The organism is Pedobacter sp. Leaf216 (assembly GCF_001421515.1).
GTDB lineage: Bacteria > Bacteroidota > Bacteroidia > Sphingobacteriales > Sphingobacteriaceae > Pedobacter.
The window spans coordinates 17055-38534 of sequence record NZ_LMKM01000018.1 but is presented as its reverse complement, the minus strand read 5'-3'; the positions used below and the strand labels follow the sequence as shown (position 1 = coordinate 38534).

Annotated in this window: 21 protein-coding genes, 1 tRNA gene and 1 rRNA gene; 14 read left to right on the top strand and 9 right to left on the bottom strand. The window is 39.1% G+C overall.

Annotated elements, in window-relative coordinates; translation table 11 throughout:
- Nucleotides 1-320: 320 nt before the first annotated feature.
- Nucleotides 321-432, top strand: a 5S ribosomal RNA gene (rrf, locus tag ASE74_RS14715).
- A gap of 450 nt (nucleotides 433-882) precedes the next feature.
- On the opposite strand, the gene rlmN is transcribed toward rrf, so the two are convergent.
- From rlmN to ASE74_RS14690, 5 genes are all read right to left on the bottom strand, one after another.
- Nucleotides 883-1941, bottom strand: a complete 1059-nt coding sequence (rlmN, locus tag ASE74_RS14710; RefSeq protein WP_055910636.1) for a 23S rRNA (adenine(2503)-C(2))-methyltransferase RlmN — start codon at nucleotides 1939-1941, stop codon at nucleotides 883-885.
- Between the two features lie 89 nt (nucleotides 1942-2030).
- Nucleotides 2031-3008 (bottom strand): 23S rRNA pseudouridine(2604) synthase RluF, encoded by a 978-nt coding sequence (gene rluF, locus ASE74_RS14705; protein ID WP_055910633.1) that lies wholly within the window; start codon nucleotides 3006-3008, stop codon nucleotides 2031-2033.
- 27 nt (nucleotides 3009-3035) lie between these two features.
- Nucleotides 3036-3557: an NADPH-dependent FMN reductase gene (locus ASE74_RS14700; protein ID WP_055910630.1), complete on the bottom strand. Its 522-nt coding sequence runs from the start codon at nucleotides 3555-3557 to the stop codon at nucleotides 3036-3038.
- Between the two features lie 119 nt (nucleotides 3558-3676).
- Nucleotides 3677-4237 carry a DinB family protein gene (locus ASE74_RS14695; protein ID WP_235526101.1) on the bottom strand — a complete coding sequence of 187 codons (561 nt, stop codon included), beginning with the start codon at nucleotides 4235-4237 and terminating at the stop codon, nucleotides 3677-3679.
- Between the two features lie 74 nt (nucleotides 4238-4311).
- On the bottom strand, nucleotides 4312-5001 hold the full coding sequence (locus ASE74_RS14690; RefSeq protein ID WP_055910627.1) for a YafY family protein: 690 nt from the start codon (nucleotides 4999-5001) through the stop codon (nucleotides 4312-4314).
- A gap of 141 nt (nucleotides 5002-5142) precedes the next feature.
- Here ASE74_RS14690 and ASE74_RS14685 point away from each other — a divergent pair, with 141 nt between their 5' ends.
- On the top strand, nucleotides 5143-7620 hold the full coding sequence (locus ASE74_RS14685; protein ID WP_055910624.1) for an ATP-binding protein: 2478 nt from the start codon (nucleotides 5143-5145) through the stop codon (nucleotides 7618-7620).
- A 9-nt stretch (nucleotides 7621-7629) separates the two neighbouring features.
- On the opposite strand, the gene ASE74_RS14680 is transcribed toward ASE74_RS14685, so the two are convergent.
- The 4 genes from ASE74_RS14680 to ASE74_RS14665 form a co-directional block, all read right to left on the bottom strand.
- Nucleotides 7630-8961 (bottom strand): sigma-54 dependent transcriptional regulator, encoded by a 1332-nt coding sequence (locus tag ASE74_RS14680; RefSeq protein ID WP_055910621.1) that lies wholly within the window; start codon nucleotides 8959-8961, stop codon nucleotides 7630-7632.
- A gap of 71 nt (nucleotides 8962-9032) precedes the next feature.
- Entirely contained in the window at nucleotides 9033-9347 is a 315-nt protein-coding gene (locus tag ASE74_RS14675) for a hypothetical protein (protein ID WP_055910618.1), read from the bottom strand.
- A 78-nt stretch (nucleotides 9348-9425) separates the two neighbouring features.
- Complete coding sequence (locus ASE74_RS14670; RefSeq protein WP_055910615.1) at nucleotides 9426-9737, bottom strand: hypothetical protein; 312 nt, start codon at nucleotides 9735-9737, stop codon at nucleotides 9426-9428.
- A gap of 81 nt (nucleotides 9738-9818) precedes the next feature.
- Nucleotides 9819-10133 (bottom strand): hypothetical protein, encoded by a 315-nt coding sequence (locus tag ASE74_RS14665; protein ID WP_055910613.1) that lies wholly within the window; start codon nucleotides 10131-10133, stop codon nucleotides 9819-9821.
- Nucleotides 10134-10446: 313 nt separating this feature from the next.
- On the opposite strand from ASE74_RS14665, the gene ASE74_RS14660 reads away from it, so the two are divergent.
- The 12 genes from ASE74_RS14660 (at nucleotide 10447) to gatA (ending at nucleotide 21379) form a co-directional block, all read left to right on the top strand.
- Nucleotides 10447-10519: transfer RNA gene (locus tag ASE74_RS14660), tRNA-Thr, on the top strand.
- A 122-nt stretch (nucleotides 10520-10641) separates the two neighbouring features.
- Nucleotides 10642-11808 (top strand): amidohydrolase family protein, encoded by a 1167-nt coding sequence (locus tag ASE74_RS14655; protein WP_055910611.1) that lies wholly within the window; start codon nucleotides 10642-10644, stop codon nucleotides 11806-11808.
- Between the two features lie 120 nt (nucleotides 11809-11928).
- Nucleotides 11929-12885: a nitronate monooxygenase family protein gene (locus ASE74_RS14650; protein WP_055910608.1), complete on the top strand. Its 957-nt coding sequence runs from the start codon at nucleotides 11929-11931 to the stop codon at nucleotides 12883-12885.
- 50 nt (nucleotides 12886-12935) lie between these two features.
- Nucleotides 12936-13250, top strand: a complete 315-nt coding sequence (locus tag ASE74_RS14645) for an acylphosphatase (protein WP_235526100.1) — start codon at nucleotides 12936-12938, stop codon at nucleotides 13248-13250.
- An 81-nt stretch (nucleotides 13251-13331) separates the two neighbouring features.
- A complete protein-coding gene (locus ASE74_RS14640; protein WP_082458792.1) occupies nucleotides 13332-14816 on the top strand; it encodes a lipopolysaccharide biosynthesis protein in 1485 nt (494 codons plus the stop codon).
- A 79-nt stretch (nucleotides 14817-14895) separates the two neighbouring features.
- Complete coding sequence (gene dut, locus ASE74_RS14635) at nucleotides 14896-15327, top strand: dUTP diphosphatase (RefSeq protein WP_055910605.1); 432 nt, start codon at nucleotides 14896-14898, stop codon at nucleotides 15325-15327.
- Between the two features lie 47 nt (nucleotides 15328-15374).
- Entirely contained in the window at nucleotides 15375-17072 is a 1698-nt protein-coding gene (locus ASE74_RS14630) for a tetratricopeptide repeat protein (RefSeq protein WP_055910602.1), read from the top strand.
- Nucleotides 17050-17841 (top strand): DUF4292 domain-containing protein, encoded by a 792-nt coding sequence (locus ASE74_RS14625; RefSeq protein WP_055910599.1) that lies wholly within the window; start codon nucleotides 17050-17052, stop codon nucleotides 17839-17841. The genes ASE74_RS14630 and ASE74_RS14625 overlap by 23 nt, the downstream gene beginning before the upstream one ends.
- 184 nt (nucleotides 17842-18025) lie before the next feature.
- Entirely contained in the window at nucleotides 18026-19321 is a 1296-nt protein-coding gene (locus ASE74_RS14620; RefSeq protein WP_055910596.1) for a murein hydrolase activator EnvC, read from the top strand.
- Nucleotides 19322-19367: 46 nt separating this feature from the next.
- On the top strand, nucleotides 19368-19730 hold the full coding sequence (locus ASE74_RS14615) for a twin-arginine translocase TatA/TatE family subunit (RefSeq protein WP_055910593.1): 363 nt from the start codon (nucleotides 19368-19370) through the stop codon (nucleotides 19728-19730).
- Between the two features lie 11 nt (nucleotides 19731-19741).
- Nucleotides 19742-19942: a twin-arginine translocase TatA/TatE family subunit gene (locus ASE74_RS14610; protein ID WP_029287719.1), complete on the top strand. Its 201-nt coding sequence runs from the start codon at nucleotides 19742-19744 to the stop codon at nucleotides 19940-19942.
- An 18-nt stretch (nucleotides 19943-19960) separates the two neighbouring features.
- Nucleotides 19961-21379, top strand: coding sequence for an Asp-tRNA(Asn)/Glu-tRNA(Gln) amidotransferase subunit GatA (gene gatA / locus ASE74_RS14605; RefSeq protein WP_055910591.1), 1419 nt, complete (start codon nucleotides 19961-19963; stop codon nucleotides 21377-21379).
- Nucleotides 21380-21480: the final 101 nt, after the last annotated feature.

Below are 21480 nucleotides of genomic sequence, written 5' to 3'. Positions count from 1 at the left end.
CCAGAGCCGATGGTACTGCGGTAACACGTGGGAGAGTAGGTCGGTGCCAAATCTTAAAAGAAACCCTTCAGCAGAAATGCTGAAGGGTTTTCTTCGTTATATAGAAGACCTTATGTTTAAGGCAGCATGATTTGAAATATTTAATACTGATATAAATTTAGGTTTAAGGCGAAAGGCTTAAGGTTCAGGGTTTMCCCTCCACCTTYACACCCTSCACCTTCTACCTCAATAAAATATTTAGGTGCCTATATCGGTGGTGTCCACCTCTTCCCATTCCGAACAGAGAAGTTAAGCCCACCAGAGCCGATGGTACTGCGGTAACACGTGGCTATATCGGTGGTGTCCACCTCTTCCCATTCCGAACAGAGAAGTTAAGCCCACCAGAGCCGATGGTACTGCGGTAACACGTGGGAGAGTAGGTCGGTGCCAAATCTTATAAGAAACCCTTCAGCAGAAATGTTGAAGGGTTTTCTTCGTTTATGGCAAATTCAAAACTGTCAAGATTTTTTTTCAACATTAAAAAGTTAAGAAAAGTTAAGTATAATAAGGATGTGCTTACTTTATTAATGGCCTTAATCCCTTTTAATAATAAATAAGCCAGATAAGTTTCATCATTAATAGACGAAGAAAGTTAAGGTTTGGTTCCCTCTGGTTACATAGATGTCCGTTAAGTATATTCTGCTAACGGTTTACCTCTTTCTTCCTATAACTGCCTGGATCAGTTCGATAGCCCTGATGGAAGTGGGCACGGAGCCAATCCTTTATTGGTGGAGTAAAACGTACAGCAGGACGGGACCACTCCTATTTGCACAGTAATTGCGCTCCAGAAAAATTAAATCAGTTAAAAGCTTTGTTCTTTAAAGCCAGTGTTGGAAAGAAGAATTAAGCGTTCGCGGCTTCTTCTTTAACTGCTAACTGACCACAGGCAGCATCAATATCTTTACCACGGCTACGGCGGATGTTAGTGTTTATGCCCTGACTTTTTAAGTAATTAGAAAAAGCATCAATTTTATCTCCTTCGGCATTTGTAAAATCTGCAAAAGAAATTGGATTGTATTCAATAAGATTTACTTTACAAGGGATATGCTTGCAGAATTTAGCCAAATCCATTGCATCAGCTATCTCATCGTTAAAGTGATTAAAAACAATGTATTCGTAAGTTACTGGATTTTTAGTTTTGGCAAAATAGTATTTAAGCGCATCAGCTAGAGCTTTTAATGAGTTGGCCTCGTTAATTGGCATAATCTCATTACGCTTTTTATCATCAGCAGCATGAAGGGATAGGGCAAGGTTAAATTTCGCACCATCATCGCCCAATTTCTTAATCATTTTGGCAATGCCTGCTGTTGATACAGTAATGCGCTTGTAGCTCATGTTTAAGCCATCTGGAGCAGTGATGCGTTCGATAGATTTCAATACATTAGTGTAATTTAATAACGGTTCGCCCATACCCATATATACAATATTGGTGAGTGGATTGTTATAATTCTGTTTGGCTTGTTTATCGATTAATACCACCTGGTCATAAATCTCGTCGGCATTCAAGTTGCGCTTACGATCCATATAACCGGTTGCACAGAACTTGCAGGTTAAACTACAGCCAACCTGTGAGCTTACACAGGCCGTCATGCGGTCTTCGAGCGGAATTAGCACGCCTTCTACAATGTTTCCGTCGGCAAGCCTGAACGTGTTTTTTATGGTATGGTCGTTACTAAACTGTGAGTTGTTGACCTGAACAGCATTGATTGCAAAAGTTTCATCTAATGCCTTACGTAGGTCTTTAGATAGATTGCTCATTTGCTCGAAACTTGTTGCTGATTTTTCCCAAAGCCATTGGTAAATCTGCTTGGCCCTAAAGGCAGGCTGTTGCATTGCCACAAGGTGTTGTTGCAGTTGAGGAAGATCTAACGCACGAATATCGGTTTTTTTTGCTGTTACCATTTGTTACAAAGGTACTTAAAAAAGGTGTAAGGCAAAAAGGATGACGGTGAATGTCCCAGTAATAAACCGAATTTTACAATTGATTAGCTTTATCTTCCTCTGCTCCTTGTATTTGGCTTGGCGTTTGTCTTCCCTTTTGCGGGCCGTGCATTTCGATTTGCGGAATTACCTTTACCATTGGATGGCTTAGCAGAAGAATGGCTTGAGGGCTTTTTAACACCCGGTTTTTGTGCAGGTTTTGATGGTTTGAGAGTTTTTTTTGCTTGCTCTTGCCTCAGCTCGGGAATTTCTTCCCAGGCATTTGCTTTTTTCCTGGAAGCATTTTTGGGCTTTGATTTGGCTTCTGAAGAAGAGTTTTCTACACTTTTAGTAATGCTTTTCATTTCATCTTCCGTAAGCTCCCTAAACTCCCCGGTAGGAATACCCTTTAAGCTGATATTCATGATGCGTGTACGTTCAAGTTTGGTAACCTCATAACCGAAATGTTCGCACATTCTGCGGATCTGCCTGTTTAGGCCTTGAGTTAAAATGATATTAAATACAAATGTACTGATCTGGCGGACTTTACATTTACGGGTATTAACGCCCAGAATTGGAACGCCGTTACTCATTTCGAAAATAAAATCTTCGGTTATCGGTTTGTTTACGGTAACAACATATTCTTTTTCGTGTTTATTCCCTGCCCTTAAAATTTTATTAACGATATCGCCGTTGTTGGTTAAAAAAATCAATCCTGAAGAATCTTTGTCCAACCTGCCGATCGGGAATATCCTTTCGCTATGGTTTACATAATCTACAATGTTATCACGAACGCTGCCTTCGGTAGTACTGGTGATGCCAACAGGCTTATTGAAAGCTAAAAGGATGAAATTACTTTCTTCTTTGGGTTCGATATTGTGACCGTTTACCATCACTTTATCGCCTGCCAAAACCTGATCGCCAACTTTTGCTCTTTTTCCATTGATGAAAACGGTACCCTTTTCTATATAACGATCTGCTTCACGGCGTGAACATAATCCGCTTTCGCTGATAAATTTATTTAAACGGGTTGCAGAGTTGTTGTTCATGCTGCAATTTTACGGAAATAAATTGTGTTATCCATTTTTCATGCTGGCAACAAATAAATCAACAGTGGTTTTTAGTTCGCCTAAGGTATCCTCATCAGTAATTAAGCCATCATTGTTGATCTTTGCTTTTGCATAAGGGATGTGCTGGGCAGTAACCTTTGCTTCGATGACTGTTAAAATATCGATAATGGAGTGGTAAGCTTTTTCGCCCTGCGTTGAGGCAATAAGTGCTAATGTTGGTTTTCCGGCAAAAGAAGCTGAACTTACCGTCCAATCAATTAAGTTTTTTAACGAACCTGGTAAGCCCATGGCGTATTCAGGTGTGGAGATGATAATGCCGTCTGCCTGTTGAATGGTTAACCTCAAGTCTTCAACTGCAGCCGGTGGGTTATTTAGATCTAAATCCGGATTGAAGTGCGGGATATTGGCAATAGATGGAAAGCAGGTAACTTCAAAAGTTTTACCCAAAAGTTTGGTAACCGCTGAAATGTAAAGGCTGTTTGTTGAAACTGCTTTTGTACTGCCACAAATTGCCATTAGTTTTGTCATCTGCTAAAGTAGCTAAATGAAGATTAATAAAAAAAAGAGTCAGGTAAATTCAATCGCAATTCAAAAAACAGGCCATTAAATTTGGCAGGTTTCAATGGCCTGTTCCGAGATGTTATTAATTAAAAATTGTGGTCATCGGCACTTGGTCCGTAGCTCCCTGGGATCGGGATTTCCAGCAATCTTAAATAAACCCCCAATTGAGCACGGTGATGGGTGGTTTGGCTCAGTGAATGACGGATGGTTTCGTATTTTGAATAATCTGCCAACACCTGTTTGCCCATTCTGAGTACCCAGCGACCGTTTAGTTGGTCTTCTGTTGCATTTTCGAGTGCTTTTCTTCCTATTTCATAATTTTTTTCCAGAATTTTAACCAAATCATCTGCATTATAAGCCTCTTGCTCAACATATGGTGCAGTTTCAAAATCCTGTCCATCTGTTGTTAAAGCCAACGAAACCCAGCTTGGCAGGTCGGCAATGTGAACAGCCAATGATTTCATTTTCATGCTTTTTTCATGCGGTGCCCAATCAAACTTTTCCGTAGGTACAATTGCCAGGAATTTTTTGGTGGTGTTAAATTCTGCCGCTAATTCTTTCGATAATAGTTTAATAATGTCCATATTTTTCTCTTTTGTTTTTTCTGCTGTGTTTAAATCCATCAGTAATAAATCGACTATACCCATGATTTTGATGTTTGTTTACACAAAGAAAATACAGCGCACTGACAGCCCTATGGCAGTGCAAAAAAAATATTTTTTTAATAATTTACCGGTAGCAAATGCATGTATTCGCTTAGCTGCATATGCGTTGTTTTTTTGAACGGGATACCTGAGTCTTTAAGGCAGATGATCCGGGTGAGGTTAAAATCGCGGTATTGGTTACGGTAATGGCACCAGGCTATTAAGTGCCAGCTGAAAGCATAAAAGATCAGTCCGATTGGTTCAACTTCTCTTTTACTTACCTCTTCTTTGTTGTTTTTATATTCGAGCTGGATGAGGTGTTTTTCAGAAATTGCCTGCTGGATCAATGAAAGATATTCGAAGTTGAAAGTTAACCTTTCAGGAATTTGTAAGCGAATGTGCTGGTTTAAGGTTTCCAGCTTCTCTTTCTGGCCTGTTTTTAATACTGCCTTTACTTTTGTTAAAGCAGCCGAGTAATGATTACGGATAGAATTATCGGCAAAACCATTTACCAGGCTTTCTACCAAAAGCAAGGCATTTGCTTCATCCATGTTAAACGAAACGGGTGGCAAGAAATAACCCTGAACCAGGTAATATCCCTTATGTTGTTCAAAGCTTACCGGTATTCCCTGCTCTGCCAAGGCTTTAATGTCGCGGTAAACCGTTCGAATGCTCATATCAAACCTTTCGGCAATTTTTTCCGCTGAAATGTACTTTCTGGATTGAAGTAAAGTTAAAATTCCAAATAGGCGGTCGATCCGGTTCATGATTGCTTGGTATTGGCGATTATAAAATTAGAAAGTTTTTAGTGATTTTCCTTATGGTACGTTATTTGTAAACGATAATGGATACCAATTCCAAACGTTAAACCGTTCTAATAGTGGTTTAAGCATCATAATCTGAATTAAATGGCGGCTGTTATTCAAAAGCGGTTTTTCCGGGCAATAAAAAGTAAAGTAATTATAGGTTTCCTGTTTGCCTGTTTTGCGCTGCTTTTGGCCTGGGGCATCAGCAAGTTCGCCTTTACCCGGATGTTGGATACTGTTGAAGAAATTTCTGCCCCGAACGACCGCCTGAGAATTGTAAATGACCTTTCGCACAAAATTGCACGTTTGGATCAACTTCAGCGTGACGAAGCTTTCAACAAACAGGGTACTTATAGTTTTTTAAAAGAATCGCGTAAGCTGAGATCGACATTGGATACTTTGCGTAAATTATACCGGGGTGATTCTGCTCAGCTGGCAAGGATAAAATCGATTAAAAATTTACTTTCTGACCGCGACAAACAATTTGTAAATTACTTAAAGGTGAGGGAAAAGCTGGTGAATACCAAATCCTTCTCTGATGAAGTTAAAAAATTGAACGAACTGGTTGCAACACGCTCCAGGCAAACCGATAGTGCGGTATTAACTACCGAGACCACCACCTCTACCACAACTGTTGCACCCGAAGAGGAACAAAAATCAAGAGGTTTTTTGAGTAAATTGTTCGGTAAAAAGAAATCTGATGTCTATAAAATTATCAACGAAGAATTTAAAGTTAAGCGTGATACTTTAAATGCAAAGGCCGAAGATAGTATTATGAAAAGCATGACGGGTTCGTTAAAAAATATCGAACTGGAGCAGCGGCAGAAAAGTCAGAAATTTTTGAAACGCGAAGCCGATCTTTCTAATGCCAGTAATGCGCTAACGGCACAGATGCTGCAGATTTTAAGAGAAGTGGAAGGCGAAGCCGTAGCGCAGGTGGATTTAAATGGGATACAAGCCAAAGAGGTAGTAAATGATGGTATTACGCAGATTACCACCATTATTATTATATTTTTTCTGCTAACGGTAATCCTTCTTTACCTAATCTTAGCCGATATTACCAAGAGCAACCGGTACCGCAAGGCTTTGGAACTGGCCAAAGATGAAGCCGAATACCACGGTAAAGCGAAGCAGCGCTTCCTTTCCAATATGAGCCACGAAATTAGAACGCCCTTGCAGTCTATTTTAGGTTATGCCGAGCTGATTACCCAACAGAATATCCCAAATAAAAAGGATGTGGATGCCATTTATCAATCGGCTATTCATTTGCTGCAGATTGTTAATGAGGTATTGGATTACAATCGCATTATTTCGGGGGAGTTCAGTTTTAACAATCAGGTATTTAACATAAGAAATGCTTTGGAAGAGGTGGTATCGGTGATGCGGCCACTGGCAGAGCAAAAATCGCTTCAATTGAATGTTGCACTAGATCTGGCTGACCTGGAGTTTGTAAAAGGTGATGTTTTTAGATTGAAACAGATTTTATTCAATTTATTGGGTAACGCGGTTAAGTTTACCTTAAAGGGCGAGATTAAATTACTGGCTTCTTACAAAAAGCAGGGTGAGGATTTGCACTTTCATTTTACAGTAAAAGACACCGGGATCGGTTTTGATGAAAAAGATATTCCTAAAATATTTAATGAATTTGAGCAGATTGAATCTCCGGAGAAATATATTATCAATCAGGCTGGTACAGGCCTGGGGCTTCCGATCGTGAAATCGCTCATTGAAACTCAAGGGGGAAGAATTTATGTTAAAAGCAAAGCGGGTGTTGGTACAACATTTAATATTTACATCAAATATGAAAACACAACAGAGCGTGTTAATGATGCCCTTGACCTGGAGCACTATGCCATTGTAAACCCTGGTACGGTATGGGTGATTGATGATGACAAGCTGATACTGGATTTATGCGGAATGATTTTCCTGAAAAATAAAATCCCGTACAAAAGCTTTACGCAGGTGGCCGATATTTTACATACTGAACCTGAAGCTGATTTGAAATATGTGCTGGTTGATATGCGCATGCCTGAAATGACCGGTATTGAACTTTGCCACCTATTAAAAAAGAAATTGCCTGCGCAGGTTAAGTTTTATGCCATAACCGCACAAGTATTGCCAGAAGAGCGTGAAATGGTATTAAGTGAGGGCTTTGATGGGTTGATTATGAAGCCTTTCAAGGCGGTTGATATCCTTTCGATATTTGATAAAACGGAGATACTGACCACTCCACCGGAATTTGATTTTTCTTCTATCGAGAAAATGACATTTGGTGATCAGCAGCTATTGGAAAAAATCCTTAACCGTTTTAAACAGGATTCTATCGATGATGCTGCCGAATTGAAAAAATACCTGGATGAAAACAATCAGGATAAAAGCAGGTTGCTCGTTCACCGCTTAGCAGGCCGTACCGCACAAATGGGATCCAAAACACTGGCAAATGATTTGCGTACCTTAGAGATTGAAATTGCAGAAAACGGCTTAACTGAACATACCAAAGCAGAGGTTTTGGCGCAGATTAGAAAATTGGATAATTTAATCGCTTTTATAGCAGAAATGGATTATTCAAGTACCGTTTAAGGGAAGCATTTAATCAATTCCATAACGTTCCATTTTAGCATATAATGTTTTACGGTCGATGTTTAAAATTTTGGCTGCTTTTGATTTGTTGTGCCTAACCTTAATCAATGTTTCAGTAATCAGTGCCTTTTCATTTTGTTCGTTTACTGCCTTTAAATCGGATGAATTACCGGGAGCGGATTGGTGTTGCACTGAAATCATCATTTCATCAGGTAAGGCCTCAACCTGGGCAACATCACCAGGACTTAACAAAACCATGCGTTTGATTACATTGCTCAGCTCACGTAAATTGCCAGGCCAATCGTAATTGAGCAAAAGGGCCTTTGCTTCGGCTGATACACTTTTTACATTGCGTTCTAAATCGCGGTTTGATAACTGGATAAAATGATTGATAAAAAGTTCTAAATCGCCTCCTCTGTTTCGTAAAGGTGGAAGTTGTATTTTAAATTCGTTCAACCGGTGGTACAAATCTTCTCTAAATTCACCTTGTTGCATGCTATTGGCCAAATCATCGTTGGTAGCCGTAATGATGCGCACATTTACCGGAATTTGTTTGGTACTGCCCAAAGGCTGGATCACTCTTTCCTGTAAGGCCCTGAGCAGCTTAATCTGCACTTCATAACTTAGATTACCTACTTCATCTAAAAATAGCGTTCCTCCATTGGCTGCTTCAAACTGGCCTTTTTTATCGTTCAGTGCACCCGTAAAAGCACCTTTTATGTGCCCGAAAAGTTCACTGGCTGCCAAATCTTTTGATAACGCACCACAGTCAATGGCAACAAAGGGTTTATCGGCACGCTTGCTTTGCTGGTGGAGCGTTCTGGCGGCAAATTCCTTACCTGTTCCACTCTCGCCCTGTATAATTACCGACATATCGGTAGGTGCCACCAGGTTGATGTGTTCATATAATTTATCTGCAATCGCGCTTTTTCCTTTAATAAAATCGCTGTTGGTTTCTTTTACTTCAACACTTTTTGAATCCTTTTTAGCAAGAGAATTTTTAATCACCATCAGTAACTCATCAGGGTTAACCGGTTTGGTGATGTAATCGAAAGCGCCGAGCTGGATGGATTTTACCGCGGTACGAACATCATTAAAGCTGGTCATGATGATAACCGGGATAGATAGGCCTAAATCGCGGATATGCGTAAGCACTTCAAACCCTGTACCGTCTGGCAGGCGATAATCAATTAAAAGTAAGTCGAACTCATTAGCCTCAACTTGTTTGAATGATTGCTTAACATGGGTTACAAGGGTTACCTCATGACCGTTTTTAGTTAAAAAACCTTCAAGTAATTGAGCAAAGGTTGTATCGTCTTCTAAAATCAGGATTCTCGCCATTTAACAAAAATAAGAAAAGCCGGACATAATCCGGCTTTCTTTTGTAATAGGTAGATGTAATATTTGGGTTTTTATTGTACTGGTTTACCTTCTTTGTCAATTTTAACTGAACCAGTTTCTGCTTCTTTTTTAACATTGATTAAAAAGTATTCCTTTGTTCCTTCTTTAACAGACCAAGCTTCTGTAGCTGTCCATCCTTTATAAGCATCAGATTTTAATGCTGTTGTTACCGGAGCAGGAAGTTCTTCCAATTTTACCGGAGTTTTTACTGCGCTATCTTGAACTGCAACAATTGCAGCGTTTTTAATTGTATTTACTTCACTTGCCTGTACTGCTGAGAATCCTGCAAAAGCTAAGAACGCAGCTGATAAAATTAATTTTTTCATGGTCTTTATGTTTTTAGTTATGCGCAGCCCGTGGGCCGCGCTTATGTTGATTATGTCTTAATGGCGTATTATTTACGATTATTGAACAGGTTTACCGTCTTTATCAATTTTAACTGAACCAGTTTCTGCTTCTTTTTTAACATTGATTAAATAGTACTCTTTTGTTCCTTCTTTAACAGACCAAGCTTCAGTAGCGGTCCAACCTTTATATGCATCAGATTTTAATGCTGTGGTTACTGGCTCAGGTAATTCTTCCAATTTAACCGGAGTTTTTACTGCACTATCTTGAACTGCAACAATTGCAGCATTTTTAATTGTATTTACTTCACTTGCCTGTACTGCTGTGAATCCTGCGAAAGCTAATGTAGCGGCTAAAACGAATTTTTTCATGATATTATAATTTAAGTGTTGTGTAACTTACGTTACGGTAATATGCTTGTTAATTATAGAGCGTTAATCAGATTATTAATATTATTGAACTGGCTTACCGTCTTTGTCAATTTTAACTGAACCAGTTTCTGCCTCTTTTTTTACGTTGATTAAATAATACTCTTTTGTACCTTCTTTAACAGACCAGGCTTCGGTAGCGGTCCATGCTTTGTATGCATCAGATTTTAATGCTGTTGTTACCGGAGCAGGAAGTTCTTCCAATTTAACCGGAGTTTTTACTGCGCTATCTTGAACTGCAACAATTGCAGTGGTTTTAAAATCTTTTACTTCACTTGCTTGTACTGCTGAGAATCCTGCGAATGCTAATATTGTAGCTGCTAAAACGAATTTTTTCATGGTATATATTTTAAAAATTAATTTGTGTAACAATACTTGCTAATGATTCATAATGGTGCCAAATGCCAGTTTTTATTTAAATTGCTCATTATCAATGTTTTTGTGTTGTGCCAGGATTTTTTTATTGTGGAGTTTCTCCACACTTTGTGGTGAATGACTACAGAAATTGCAGCCGTTTCTTTAATGATCCGTTCGTTAATCGATAGTGTGTGGCCGAAATAGCTAAATTCAGAATAGAAACTGCTGTTAAAAAAAAGATATTTCAGTTTTTGAAAAAAGAAGATTTTTTTCTATCATTGCAGCCCGATAAAAAGCCTCCTTAGCTCAGCTGGTAGAGCAACTGACTTGTAATCAGTAGGTCATTGGTTCGATTCCGATAGGAGGCTCTTTTTATTTCCAAGTTCTGGTTTCCGCCAGAAAATTCTTTCAAAAATCATTTCCCGATCAAAATAATGCTGGCCTGGGAAGAATATTTTTATTTGCTCTCTTTATTGCGCTATTTTGCAGCATGCTAAAATATTTTTCAGCCGATTGGGTTTTTCCTGTTTCTGCCCCACCGATCAAAAATGGTGTAGTAGCCGTAAATTCGGATGGTACTATTGAAGAAATACTGACTAAGGAAGAGGCAGCCAAACTTGATTTAAAGGTAATAAATTATAAGGGTGCTATAGTTCCGGGTTTTATCAATACCCATTGCCATTTAGAACTTTCGCACCTGTTAGGGCAAATTCCTGAGCATACGGGATTGGTTGAATTTGTGCAGAACATTATTAAAAACAGGCAAAGCGAAGAAGAAAAGATTAATGCAGCCATGCGGGATGCCGATCAAACCATGGTTGATAATGGGATTGTTGCCGTAGGCGATATTTCCAACCAGCTATTTTCAAAGGGAATAAAAGAAAACAGCAAAATACATTACCACACTTTTGTGGAGGCAATGGGTTTTAACCCCGAACGTGCCGAGGCAATCATGGCGTGTTCCATAGGGATTAAAAAAGGCTTTGCACCTTTACCGGCATCAATTGTTCCTCATGCTCCATATTCGGTATCTCCCGAACTTTTTGAATTGATAAGACAGGATGCTGAAGATCACAATAGCTTTATAAGTGTGCATAACCAGGAAACTGAAAACGAGAATGCTTTTTTTGAGGATAAAACCGGGGGATTTTTAGATCTCTATCAGTTTTTGGGATTGGATATTTCTTTCTTTCTACCAACACAAAAAACATCTTTACAAAGCTGCCTACCTTATTTAAAGGAACAGAAAACTTTACTGGTGCATAATACGGTAACCAGTAAAGCAGATATTCAATTTGCAAAAGCTAACAATGGCAAGCTCTACTGGTGCCTTTGTCCGCAGGCCAATTTATATATAGAAAATGCGCTGCCGGATGTTGACCTTTTAATAGCAGAAAATGTAAAAATTACCTTAGGAACTGATAGCCTGGCGAGTAATCATCAACTTAATATCCTTTCAGAGATGATTACCTTGCAGAAACACAAAAAAGTAGATTTTGAGCAGCTTTTAACTTGGGCCACTATAAACGGTGCTGAATTTTTAGAGCTTGATCGACAAACTGGAACAATTGCGGTTGGTAAAAAGCCAGGATTGAATTTAATCCAGCTATCCGCTGATTTTACGATTGAAAGCGATCAGGTTCAAAGGCTGATTTAATAGTAAATATTTCTACATATCATCTTTTGTAATCGACTTAAAAGGTGTCATTTTTAAGGTATGATAGAGTTTGTTTAAAAACTTTAATGTATAAGACTTTTTATAAAGTAAATATTTTCGATGAATCCAATCTGTAAACTTTTCAATATTAAATATCCAATTATTCAGGCCGGCATGGTTTGGTGCACCGGCTGGAAATTAGCCTCCGCAGTTTCTAATGCCGGTGGCCTTGGTATTATTGGTGCAGGCTCCATGTATCCAGATGTTTTAAGAACGCATATCCAGAAGTGCAAATTGGCTACTGATAAACCATTTGGGGTAAATATTCCACTCTTATATCCCAATATCCAGGAAATTATCAATGTGGTGATCGAGGAAGATGTGAAAATTGTGTTTTCTTCTGCCGGAAATCCTGCAACATGGACCAGTATTTTAAAAGCCGAAGGAATAACAGTTGTGCATGTTATTGCGAACACCAAATTTGCTTTAAAGGCACAAGAGGCCGGTGTAGATGCGATTGTTGCCGAAGGTTTCGAAGCAGGTGGGCACAATGGAAGAGAAGAAACCACTACTTTGTGTTTAATCCCGATGATTAAAGATGCTGTAAGCATTCCTGTTATTGCTGCCGGAGGTATTGGGAGTGGAAAAGCGATGTTGGCTGCCTTTGCATTAGGCGCTGATGCGGTACAGATCGGTTCAGCCTTTGCTGTGGCTGAGGAGTCTTCGGCACACCGATCATTTAAAAATAAAATTATTTCAGCCATTGAAGGTGATACCAGACTGGCCATGAAAAAACTGGTTCCGGTGAGGTTGTTAAAAAACGAATTTGCTGATGCAATTTCAATAGCTGAGAGCGAGGGTGCCGACCGTAACCATTTAATGGAACTTTTGGGCAAGGCTAGGGCAAAATTGGGCATGTTTGAAGGGGATATGGAAAACGGCGAACTCGAAATCGGCCAGGTATCGGCAATGCTCAACGCAATCAGGCCTGCAAAAGAGATTCTTGATGAAATATGGTCGGCTTTTAAAGCTGAATGTGCAAGATTGAACAATTTGCCCAATGAATTGGATTTTTAAACATTCTTAAACACAATTGCTTTGCTAACTTTGCAACAATAAATTTAAACATGAGCGAAAGAAATGTAGCGTCTCCTTCGGGGGATTTAGAGGTGAAACACCTTAATATAATTGTAACAGGAAAAGTGCAGGGCGTTGGCTTTAGGGAAACGACTAAAATTATTGCCAATCAAATGATGGTAACCGGTTTTGTACGTAATGAAAAGGACGGCTCGGTTTACATTGAGGCCGAGGGAGAAGCTATTTTCCTGGAAGAATTTGTAAACTGGTGCAAGGAAGGGCCAGATCGTTCGCGGGTAGAAAATGTTGCCGTAAGCGATGGCGAAGTAAAAAACTACCGTAATTTCGAAATTTTAAGAAAATAAATTGCTGAACTGTTGGAGGATGGTTGTATTGTTCGGTTAAGGAGCTTATTTCAATGCGCAGTATTCAAATCTCAATCATAAATGTCTGTATATAAAAAGTTTCTTGGACAAACCATGATATATGGTATCAGTACCATTTTTTCGCGGTTGTTCAATTTTATTTTAACTCCTGTGTACACAGGTGTATTTGCGCCTGGTGTTTATGGTGTTTTCACTACAATGTTCAGCTATGTATCCATCATCAATCCTATTTTGGCTTTTGGTATGGAAACTACTTTCTTCAGGTACTTGAATAAGCATGAGGATAGGAAACAGGAGGTGTATAACAACAGCTTTTTGGTAATTGCTTTTATTTCGACACTGTTTTTAATAACCGCATTAATTTTTTCTGATTATCTGGCAAGGTATACCCTTGATGGAAACATTGCAGGGTTGGCCGATCAAAAATCTTATGTGCATTATTTTGTCTGGATCTTGTTTGTGGATGCAATCAGTGTAATTCCTTTTGCCAAGTTAAGGGCTGATGGGAAACCATTTAAATATAGCGTGATCAAGTTTTTAAATATCGGAACTTTTGTGGGCCTCAATTTAATGTTCATCTATGTTATACCATTTTTTATTAAGCATGATATCCTTTCGGGATGGCTTTCTTCCTGGTATAACGGGCGTTGGGTGGGTTATGTGTTTATAGCCAATTTAATTGCAAGCATAGTTACTTTACTGATGCTTATCCCGCAGTTTATGGAAATCCGGTTAAAGTTTAATAAAAGCCTGTTCCGTAATATGCTGGGTTATAGCTGGCCGGTTCTGGTTGCCAATCTTTCTTTCATTATCAATGAAAACCTGGATAAGATTTTATTGAGTAAATACCTGCCAGAAAGTATTTCCAGTCATGATGTGGGTATTTATGGTGCAGTTTGTAAGCTGGCTATCTTCATCAGTATTTTTAACACAGCATTTAGGTTGGGCGCAGAGCCATTTTTCTTTAGTCATGCCAAAAATGCAAATGCAAAACAAACTTATGCAACAATTCTGTACTACTTCGTGCTTGCCTTATCAATCCTTTTTGTTGGCCTGACAGCCAATATTGAAATTATCAAGCATTTTATCAATTCGAGGTATTGGGTAGGGCTCAACGCGGTTCCATTCCTGTTGTTCGGCTATGTTTGTCTGGGTATTTACATGAATCTATCGGTATGGTACCGTTTATCCGATCAAACCAAATACGGTTTATATATTTCACTTGTTGGTGCAGTTTTTACCATTATTATGAATGTAATCCTTATTCCTAAATTTAGCTATATGGGCTCTGCCTGGGTATCAATGTTTGCTTATTTCATCATCATGGTAATTTCTTATCTGCTTGGGCAAAAGCATTATCCTATCCCCTATAAACTTAAGGCAATGAGTATATATATATTGGTTTCTATTTTAATGGTATACCTTTCATTCTGGGTTTTCAAACGTAATATTTACATTGGCAACGGCATTTTAGTATTATTTTTAGCAGGTGTTTACTACTTTGAAAAAAATACGGTAATGAAAATGTTAAAAAGAGATAGTTAGAGACTTTTGTATTAGGTTCATAGTTAATGGTCAATGGCCATCAAATCATAATCAATAAACCAAGCACCAATCAAGCAAGATGGAAATAAAAATAATCAATAAATCTGAGCACGCGCTTCCACAATATGAAACAGCCCACGCAGCAGGGATGGACCTCCGCGCATCGATAACTGAAGAAATTGTGTTGAAACCTTTGCAGCGGTTGCTCGTACCAACAGGGCTGTTTATTGAACTTCCAATTGGCTATGAAGCGCAGATCAGACCACGGAGTGGACTGGCTTATAAGCATGGCATCGGTATTGTAAACTCACCAGGTACGATTGATGCTGATTATCGTGGTGAAATAAAAGTTTTATTGGTAAATTTATCAGATACGGATTTTAAAATTTTAAATGGCGATAGAATTGCTCAAATGGTGGTGGCCAAACATGAAACCGTTAGCTGGCAGACTGTAGCAGCATTGGGCGAAACGGCCCGTGGCGATGGCGGTTACGGCCATACCGGGAAATAAGTTTGGAGTTAGCCGTTTTTAGTTAATTTTTGGATGGATAAAATGATATGAAGTACAAAGTACATTTTCTTATCGGAGCTACTTTGTTTGGCTTCAAGGCCTTTGGTCAAAGTGTAGTTGCGCCAGCCAGCAACCGTGATAGCAATATGGTAAAACAGTTGTTTTTTGCTGGGCTGCGCGAGAAAATGTCAGAAAATTATGTGTTGGCTTCTACTAATTTCAATAAAATTTTAGGTTTGGATCCTAATAACCATCCCGCTTATTTCGAGCTGGCCAATGCAAATCTCCGCCTGGACAAACTAAACGAGGCAGAGCAGAATATTAAACAGGCCATTAAGTTAAATGCCGAAAACCTATGGTACTGGCGCTTACTTGGAGAGGTATATAAGCGAAACAATAAAATGCCAGAACTGATTGAGGTATTTAATCAGCTGATCCGCCTTGAGCCGGAAAATGATGCTTATTATTTTGATAAGGCCAACGCACAGTTTTTAGCCAACCAGCTTGATGCCGCAAAAAAGACTTATGACGAAATTGGTGCCAAATTTGGGGAATCAAGGGATTTGGTAAATGCGAAAAAACGGTTTCAGGCAAATGGAAGTGCAACAGAGAGTGATATTGTTAAATTACTGGAGGGGAACCAGGCCGATGTAAAAAATTATTTATATGCAGCAGGTTTGCTTTTGCAAAAAGGAAACGATCCTGAAGCTTTAAAGGTATTAAGCAAAGCACAGCAGTTAGAGCCAAATAATTTTGAGGTAAACCTTGCCCTGGCCGATATTTACCGCCGGCAGAAAAATGATGATGCTGCATTTGGGGCATTAAAGCTGGCTTTCGAAAGTGCAGAAATGCCATTAACTGAAAAAGTTAAAATTATTGCCGCACTTTTTTCTAAACTGAACCAGCCTGTTGTAGCTAAAAATGTAACCGTACTGAGTAAGCTTGTTGCAGAAAAAAATCCAGGTGATGCTAAAGCACTGGCACTTTATGGCGATGTGTTGTACCAGCAGAATCATTTAAAGGATGCTTTGGTGCAGTATCAGGCTGCTTTAAAGCTCAATGAACAGATTTATGTGGTTTGGGAGCAGGTAATTAATATCCAGACGTTACTGGGCCATTATGATGAAGCTGTAAAAGTTGGCGATGAAGCCCTCACAATTTACCCCAATCAGGCCAGTTTATATTATTATATGGCTTATGCCTTATTTAAAACAGGCAAATATGAGGCAGCCCAGAACAACTTAAAAACCTCATTGCAATTGGATGTGGAGAACAAGAGCCTCCAGGCACAGATTTATGCCTTGCAGGGCGATATTTATATCAATCAGAATAATTTTGCCTCAGCTAAAACGGCTTTTGAAAAAGCAATTTCACTTGAGCCTGATAATTACCTGATCATGAATAATTATGCCTATTACCTGGCCTTAAAAAATGATGATCTGGCAAAAGCGGCCAAATATGCCGAAAATGCGGCCAACGGTATGCCCGATAATCCATCGGTTACCGATACTTATGCCTTTATTTTGTTTAAGCAGCAAAAGTACGATCTGGCAAAAACATGGATTGAAAAGGCCTTACAAAACAATAGCAATAAGAACGGTGTTTACCTGGAGCGATATGGAGATATTCTTTTTATGAAAGGTGAAAAGGATGCGGCATTAATCCAGTGGCAAAAGGCTAAAGAGGCCGGAAACGGTTCGGAAGTATTAATTAAAAAGATAAATGAAAAGAAGTATTTTAAATAGCGTAACCCTGTTGGGAGTTGTGGTTTCTATATCGGCCTGTAAGCCTAAGAAAGAAATTGTGGTAGCTCCTCCAACCAAAGTGGAAACCAAAACCGATAATTCAAAAGCAGAAGCCTTAACCTTGTTAAATAGCAAACAGCTAAAATTCAATACCCTTTCTTTAAAGGCCAAAGCTACTTTGGATATTGCAGGCGATGTGAATGATGTAACCATGAATTTCAGGATGAAGGACAAAGAGATCATTTGGGTTAGCATTACGGCATTGGGCGGGGCATACGAGCCGGCAAGAGCATTGATTACCCCTGATAGCATTAAGATTATGAACAGGGCAAAAAGCGAATATTTAAAAAAACCATTCAGCTATATTTATAATTTCACCAATAAACAGGTCAACTTTAATACCTTACAGGCCATTTTAACCGGAAATGCCATGGGTGAGTTTTTAACCCAGCAATCGGATGTTAAACAGGAAAACGGTGCCTGGGTAGTTTCGGGAAGTAAATCTGAGCTTGACTATAAACTGCTTTTTAATACACTTTTTAAAGTTGCGGAAACAAATTTGAATGATGTAAAAAATGGTCAGGCGTTAAAAGTTACCTATACCGACTATCAGAAATTAAACGAATCCTTATTTCCAAGTGCCCTACAGATCAAAACGCTATCCAAAGCCAAGAAAATAAATATCGACCTTCAGTTTGTGAAAATTGATGGCAATGTTCCTGTTGATTTTCCGTTTAATGTACCAAAGAGATTTGCAGTTGTAAAGTAAGGCTTAACAATGGTTAGGTATCTATAATGAGTTGCCAAAGTGATTCTGCTGCATTGCAAGGGTTGCTTTGGCAATATTTGCATTATATGAAGATTAAGTGAAGACAATTCTGTAATAAGCGATTATGACTTTTGTATCTCGATTTTAATACTTTTTACTATAAAATTTTTATACTTTTGGCTTAATGAAGCTACAAAAACTCCTATTTATCCTTTTTTTAAGCATACTTACCCTTTCGGCGGTTGCACAAACTGAAAGTCAGCTCAGAAGGAAAAAAGAAGCTATACAACGCGAAATTGAACAGCTTCAAAAGAATTTAAATAAGGCTGCCAGTGGTAAAAAACTTACCCTGCAACAGATTAATGCGATAAATGCCCAGATCAGGTTGCGCCAGGATAAAATTGGTACAATCAATTCTGAAATAAAAAATCTGGATAACCAAATCTCTCAGAACACGAATACCGTACATACGTTACAAGGCCAGTTAGGCGATCTTAAAAAGGAATATGCAGGAATGATCCGCTTTGCACAACGGAACAGAAACTCTTATGATAAGATGATGTTCATTTTTGCAGCGAAAGATTTTAACCAGGCTTATAAAAGAATAAAATATTTACAGCAGTTTAGCCAATACCGCAAAAAGCAAGCGGGTTATATCGAAAATACACAGCAAGACTTAAATGGCAAGATTAAAGTGCTTGATAAAACACTTCGGGAAAAAAGTGATCTGTTAAAAGAACAGGAAAGGGAGCGTGAGCGCCTGGGTAAGGATAAGAGTGAGCAGGCGGTAGTTTTAAAGAATTTAAGCAAGCAGGAATCTCAGTTTAAGCAGGATATCAATACCCGCAAAAAACAACAGGTACAGATTGACAAGGCAATCCGTTTGGCGATCCAGAGAGCAATTGAGGAAGCCAGAAGAAAAGCTGCAGAAGAGGCCCGTATCGCTGCGGCTAAAGCAGCAGCTGAGGCAAGAGCGGCAGCAGCCAAAGCAAAAGCCGAAAACAGGCCTGCCCCGGCAGCTCCGGTAGCAGCAAAAGAGAAGAGTACCAATGAACTGCTTACCAACGATGCCGGTTCGGCTAAACTGGCAGCAGGATTTGAAAATAACCGTGGTAGATTGCCATATCCTGTTTCAGGAACAATTACCGAACATTTTGGTGTTCACAAGGTAGATCAGGCATCTATGAACAATGAGGGGGTAAACATTACAGCCTCAGAAGGTTCGGCCGTGAGGGCGGTTTTTGATGGTGAGGTTTTAGGAGTAAGCCTTATTTATGGTAAGTACGTGGTAATTTTAATGCATGGTAATTATTTTACCATTTATCAAAACCTTAAATCGGCCAGTGTAAGCAAAGGAGATAAGGTAAGTACCCGCCAAACAATAGGTGTGCTTGCAAATTCAGGAGATGTTGCCGAGCTGCACTTCGAAATTATGAGGGGACAGACAAAATTGAATCCAGAGGCCTGGATTAGTAAGTAAAAGAATAGTTTTTAAAATGTATATATTTGTATAAATTATATTAGTGATGTATCAAGGCACGTTATTAGAGTTTTTAAACATGGGTGGATCGGAGATCGTGCTCATTTTAGTGGTAGTCTTATTGTTGTTCGGTGGTAAAAAGCTACCTGAGCTTGCAAGAGGGCTGGGAAAAGGGATCAGAGAATTTAAAGATGCATCTGATGGTGTGAAGCGTGAAATTCACAGAAATATCAATGCTATGGACTTAGATAAAGAAGAAGCGGAAGAAACAGCTGTAAATAACCATAGCCAACGTCATCATCCAACAGAAGAAACACCTGTTGATGAAAAGGTTGAGGCCAGTGCGCCACATATAGACCTGGCCAAGCCTACCGACGAAAAAATTGTAACTGACAAAGAAAAAGTTTAAACAAGAAAATGATGTTAAATACAACAATAGCAGCAATGCTTGGAACACCAGAAATTATCATTATTGCGGTAGTGGTATTGTTATTATTTGGTGGTAAAAAAATTCCTGAACTGATGAGAGGTTTAGGTAAAGGTGTTAAAGAATTTAAAGATGGTAAAGATGGCGTTGATGGTGAACAGGTAGATCCATCTAACCGTGATAAAACCGTTTAATTGCAATAAATTTTAGTTTTGAAGAAATACAGCTCTCTTAAAGAGATACAATCGCTTATTTCGCAAAAGCAATTAACTTTACCCGATTTATTGGCTTATTATTTTAAGCAAATTGAAAAAAATGAACACCTCAATGCATTTAATGAGGTGTTTTTTTTATCGGCCGAAGCTCAGGCGAAAGCGATACAGCAAAAGATAAAAGAAGGTACTGCGGGTAAACTTGCAGGGATGGTGATTGGTATTAAAGATAATATCTGCTACAAAGACCATATTGTTACTGCATCTTCAAAAATGCTCGAAGGCTTTGTATCGCCATATTCCTCAACGGTTGTAGAACGTTTACTGGCGCAAGATGCCATCATTATCGGCCGGTTAAACTGTGATGAATTTGCCATGGGTGGTTCTAACGAAACTTCGTTTTATGGAGCCGTTAAAAATGCCGCAAACCCTGAGCTTGTGCCGGGAGGATCTTCTGGTGGTTCTGCTGTAGCTGTTCAGGCAGATATGTGTTTATCTGCTTTGGGTACCGATACCGGAGGTTCAGTCCGCCAACCGGCTGCTTTTTGCGGTCAGATTGGATTAAAGCCAACTTATGGCCGAATTTCCAGGTATGGTGTTATTGCGTACGCTTCATCTTTTGATCAGGTTGGCCCAATTACTTCATCTGTAGAGGATGCAGCCCTGCTTCTTCAGGTTTTGGCTGGTGCTGATGATTACGATTCGACAGTTTCGCCCTTAGCCGTTCCGGATTATCCTGCTCAGTTAAATGAACATAAAAAACAAAAAATAGCGGTTTTAAAAGAAACGATAGAAAGTGATGCGCTTGATCCTGAAATTAAAACAGCAATTTTAAAATCAATTGATAAACTGAAAGCAGACGGGCATACGATTGAATATGTTTCTTTCGATCTTTTGGATTATTTGGTTCCGGCTTATTATATTTTAACCACAGCCGAGGCCTCCTCTAATCTTTCCAGGTATGACGGGGTGCATTATGGCCATCGTAACCTGGAGGCAAAGTCTTTAAACGAACTTTATAAGCTATCAAGGGCCGAGGGTTTTGGAGAGGAAGTGAAACGCAGGATCCTTTTAGGAACTTTTGTATTAAGTGCCGGATATTATGATGCTTATTATCAGAAAGCGCAGCAGGTAAGGCGTTTAATAAGAGAAAAAATGGATGCTTTATTTCAGGATTATGATTTAATTCTTTCTCCTGTGGCACCTACTACTGCTTTTAAAATCGGTGATAACCTACAGGATGCGCTGGTGATGTACATGGCCGATATATTTACGGTATTGCCATCTTTAAGCGGTAACCCGGCAATTGCTTTGCCTTTAGGCAATAATAATGATGATTTGCCGTTAAGTATTCAATTTACAGCCAAACATTTTGAGGAAGATAAGCTTTTGGCTTTTTCTCAGGCTTTTTTAAAATAGGCATTAGCTCTTTGAGCTGTGTGCAGTAACTGCCATGCCGTCCTGATGTTTTCAGGACTGGCATCTATACAATAGATTCTGAATCAGGTTCGGAATGGCGA